This is a genomic window from Streptomyces niveiscabiei (assembly GCF_001419795.1).
GTDB classification, from domain to species: domain Bacteria; phylum Actinomycetota; class Actinomycetes; order Streptomycetales; family Streptomycetaceae; genus Streptomyces; species Streptomyces niveiscabiei.
Window position 1 is genome coordinate 1 of record NZ_LIRL01001158.1, and the last position, 4,536, is coordinate 4,536.

General features: G+C 70.5%; 3 protein-coding genes. All 3 read right to left on the bottom strand.

Going from position 1 to position 4,536, the window contains the following annotated elements:
- Positions 1-299, bottom strand: a 299-nt coding sequence (locus AOK24_RS41405; protein ID WP_240554376.1) for an inositol-3-phosphate synthase, incomplete at its 3' end; no start/stop codon positions are given.
- 74 nt (positions 300-373) lie between these two features.
- The gene (locus tag AOK24_RS41410) at positions 374-1,687 is read right to left on the bottom strand and encodes a ThuA domain-containing protein (RefSeq protein WP_055725049.1); all 1,314 of its coding nucleotides are present in this window, start codon (positions 1,685-1,687) and stop codon (positions 374-376) included.
- Positions 1,688-1,703: 16 nt separating this feature from the next.
- On the bottom strand, positions 1,704-4,199 hold the full coding sequence (locus AOK24_RS41415; protein ID WP_055725048.1) for a PQQ-dependent sugar dehydrogenase: 2,496 nt from the start codon (positions 4,197-4,199) through the stop codon (positions 1,704-1,706).
- Between the last annotated feature and the right edge of the window lie 337 nt (positions 4,200-4,536).

Below are 4,536 nucleotides of genomic sequence, written 5' to 3' on the forward strand. Positions count from 1 at the left end.
ATCCTGATCTCCCGCTCAGCGGCAGCCAGTTCGGCTTCTACCGCCGCCGCCAGCCCCATCGGCAGCACCCCCTCCGCCGCCAGTTCCTCCGCCCGTTTCACGAGGGGTGTGTCCGAGATGTCGTGGCCGCCGAAGACCAGTGACGTCAGCGGCGGCAGGCCCGAGTCCGTGAACTCCGGTTTCTCCGTGACGAGTCCGGTCGGGGGACGGAGTCCGGCGGTCACGGCCGCGCAGCCCGCGACGGCGGTGGTGGCGACGGAACCGCGTGCGCCGATCAGCCAGACGCCTACGTCGGGCATGGCAACCTCCTTGCGGTGTACGTGAGTTGAGAGGGACGGCGGGCGGGAGTCCGGCGTCTCCCGCCCGCCGTCGTTCAACGGCCCTCGGCGGGCAGTTCCTTGACGCGGATGTCGCGGAACGACACCTCGTCGCCGGGCCCGTGGTTCTGGAGCCCGATGTGTCCGTCGCGCAGGCTGCGCGCGGGGTCACGGTTGGTGTAGTCGTTGATCCGCACGCCGTTGAGCCAGACGCGCAGCCGCTCGCCCTCCACCCGGATCTCGTACGTGTTCCACTCCCCCGGCGGATTCAGCGCGCGGTCGCGCTTCCACAGGTCGGCGGACTTGGACCCGTACACGGCGCCGGTCGTCCGCCAGGGGACGTCGGTGGCGTCGATCTGCACCTCGTACCCGTGATCGACGGCCGACCAGGGGTCGTCGGAGGCCGGAAACCCCACGAAGACACCGGAGTTGGAGTCGCCGGTCATCTTCCAGTCGAGCTTCAGCGAGTACGCGGAGAGGGAGCGCCCCGCGTACCAGAGGAGCCCCATCCCGCCGGACGAGGTCCAGGTCCCGTCCGTGGAGCGGGTGAAGGAGCCGGGGCCGGCCTGCCGCCAGTCGCCGTCGGTGAGGCTCGTGTAGCCGCTCTCCGGACGGCAGTCGGCCTGGGCCGCGCCGATCGCGTACCGGATCCCGCCGAGCAGGTGCGCCCGGTAACCGGGGTCCGTGTACGACTCCTTGGTGTGTCCGGCGCCGGTGTAGAAGGCGCGGCCACCCTGGTAGGTCTGGCACCAGGCGATCGGGTGATCGCCGTTCATGCCGCCGCCGGTGTAGGACGACTCGTCCAGGGACGCCAACACCCGTACGGAAGAACGGGGGTTGGAGCGGTAGTCGTACCATTCGTCGGTGCGGTGCCAGGTCGGCGGGAGACCGGACGTCGCCGGGTGGGCGTGGTCCTCGACGACCATGTCGGCCGGCTGGACCGCCGGGTGGCCGCGGAAGTAGGCGCCGACGAGGCCGCCGTAGAACGCCCAGTCGTACTCGGTGTCGGCGGCTGCGTGGACGCCGACGTAGGCACCTCCTTTGTGTATGTACCGCTCGAACGCGGCCTGTTGGGGTTCGTCGAGGACGTTCCCGGTGGTGGAGAGGAAGACGACGGCGGCGTAGCGGCGGAGGTTCGCGGCGCTGAAGGCACTCGCGTCCTCTGTCGCGTCGACCCTGAACTCGCCGCTGGAGGCGCCGAGTTCACGGATCGCGTTGATGCCGTCGGGGATGGAGTCGTGCCGGAAGCCGGCCGTCTTGGAGAAGACGAGGACGCGGGGCGCCGTATCGTCCGGGCGGGCCAGGGCAGTTGGTTCGGCGAGAGCGCCGAGGAGCAGGGTGGCGCCCGCGACCGCGCTCAGTGCGCGCATCATGGGGGCGTGCCTCTCAGTTGGTGGTGAAGGTGAAGTCGTCGATCTCGTACAGGGGTTGACCGCTGCGGCCCTTGAAGACGAGGTAGAGGGCGGTGGTCCCGCGCGGTGCCCTGGACAGCTTCGCGGTGACGTTCTGGTAGCTCTCCCAGCCGCCGGTCACCGGTACCTTGGCTGTCCCGAGGAGGGTGCCCCTGGCCGATCCCGCACGGATCTCCAGAGTGCCGCCGGCTCCGGCGGAGGCGACCCTCGCCGTGACCGACTTCGCGCCCCGCAGCGCGTACGGCGTGAACGAGATCCAGTCGCCGTTCTCGATGGCGCCGACGGTCTTCGCGCCGTTCGCGGACGTCCGCGAAGTCACCGTCACGCCACTGGAGTTGCCGTAGTGCTCGGCCTGCCGGTGCCGGGGCTGGAGGACGTTGCGGTCGTGCGAGGTGAGCGCGGCCTGGCCGCCGCCCCCGTTGTCCGTGTACTCGGCGTCGAGCACCCCGAAGATGTTGGCGTTCGGGTCGTGGCCGCCGTCGGCGCTGGTCTGGAGGGTGCCGGTGCAGCCGGTCGCGGAGGTGATCGGGTGGCCGTGGCTGTCGTGGCCGAGGATGAAGCGGACGGTGACCTTGGAGCAGTCGATCGCCTTGCCGTCCTCGGGGTCGGTGACCTTCACCGTGAACGGGATCGCGTCACCGAAGCTGAACAGCTGCCCGTCCTGGGGGGTTTGGATGACGACGGTGGGCGCGGTGTTGCCGACGACGACCTGGACGCTCGCGCTGCCGGTACGGCCGTCGGGGTCCTTGGCGGTCAACGTCGCTGTGTACGTGCCGTTCCTGCGGTATGTGTGCGACGGGTTCGCGGACGTCGAGGTCGCGCCGTCGCCGAAGTCCCAGCGGTAGGTGAGCGCGTCGCCGTCCTGGTCGGACGTTCCGGCCGAGGAGAACTTCACCTTCAACGGGGCTTGCCCCGACGTCCTGTTGGCGGCTGCCTGGGCCACGGGCGAGTGGCCGTCGGTCGCGTTCTCGATGCGGTACAGCGCGGAGTGCTCGTCGCCGCCGAACCAGGAGAGGCCGTAGTCGAGGACGTACAGCGCGCCGTCGGGGCCGAACGCCATGTCCATCACCTGGGTGCCGGACCAGGGGATGTCCTTGATGGACTGGACCGTGCCGTTCGCGTCGCTGGAGATGCGCTTGATCCAGCGGCGGCCGAACTCCCCGGCGAAGAAGTCCCCGTCGTACGCCTCCGGGAACTTGACCGGCGAGTCGAGGTTCGCGTCGTAGTGGTAGACCGGGCCGCCCATCGGGGACTCGGAGCCGTCGCCGAACTCCGGTACGGAGGCGCCGTCGTAGGGGATCCACGCGGGCTGCGCCGGGGGCAGGTCGACGAGGCCCGTGTTGTGCGGGGAGGTGTTCTTCGGAGCGTTGCAGTCGAAGGCCGGGCCCGAGGTCTTCGTGGCGAAGTCGTACTGCTTGTACGCGTCGCCCGCGCCCGTGCAGTACGGCCAGCCGAAGTTGCCGGGGCCGGTGACGCGGTTGAACTCGACCTGCCCGGCCGGGCCCCGGTTCGGGTCGGCTGCGCCCGCGTCGGGGCCGTAGTCGCCGATGTAGAGGTACCCGGTGGCCTTGTCGACGCTGAAGCGGAACGGGTTGCGCAGGCCCATCGCGTAGATCTCGGGCCGCGTCTTGGCCGTGCCGGGCGCGAACAGGTTGCCGTCGGGGACCGTGTACGAGCCGTCCGCGTTCACCTTGATGCGCAGGATCTTGCCGCGCAGGTCGTTGGTGCTGCCGGCCGAACGCCGGGCGTCGAAGCCGGGGTTGCGGCCCTCGCGCTGGTCGATGGGCGTGAACCCGTCGGACTGGAAGGGGTTCGTGTCGTCGCCCGTCGACAGGTACAGGTTGCCGGCCGCGTCGAAGTCGATGTCGCCGCCGACGTGGCAGCACAGGCCGCGCGTGGTGGGGACGTCCAGGATCTGCTTCTCGCTGGCCGTGTTCAGGGTGCCGTCCGCGTTCAGCGTGAACCGGGAGAGGCGGTTGACCCCCTCGAAGGGCGCGAAGTCGGCGGCGGTGCCGGTCTCGGGGGCGTCGCCGGCCGGGGTGTTCAACTTGGGTGCGTAAAAGAGGTAGATGAAGCGGTTCGTGCTGAACTGCGGGTCGACGCCGATGCCTTGGAGGCCCTCCTCGTCGTGGGAGTAGACGTCGAGCTTGCCGATCAGGCGGGTGTTGCCGGCCGCGTCCGTGAGGCGCAGTTCGCCGTCGCGGGAGGTGTGCAGGACGGACCGGTCCGGCAGGACGGCGAGCGACATCGGCTCCCCGACCTCCGCCTCGCCCTTCGCGAGGGTGACCTGCTGGAAGTCCTCGGCGGCGGACGGTGCCGGGGTGGGGTCGTGGGCGACGGCTGCGCCGGCGACAGGTGAGGTCAGGCTGAGCGACGCCCCCGCGAGCAGGGCGCCGGTCGCCAGCGCGACGGCTTTGCGCAGCGCGGTACGTCTTCTCGGGGTGCGGTTGGTGGGGTCGTTCCCGTGCACGGGTGCCTCCAGGGTGGTGCGGGCGGGTGCGTACGCCGGGATGCGCCGTCATCCCGGAGCGGGGAGTGCGGGGCCGGCTGCGGGTGACGCGGCCGGCCCGGACAGGACGAGTGGATCGGTGGGTGGGTGGGTGGCTCGCTGGTCGAGTGGATCGGTGGCCGAGTGGCTCAGCCACTCCTGCTGGTGCGGTGGCTCAGTGGCGAAGTGGCTCAGCCACTCCTGGCTGACGCGGTGGCTCAGTGGCCAAGTGGCTCAGCCACTCCTGCCGGCGCGGTGGCTCAGTGGCGAAGTGGCTCAGCCACTCCTGGCTGACGCGGTGGCTCAGTGGCCAAGTGGC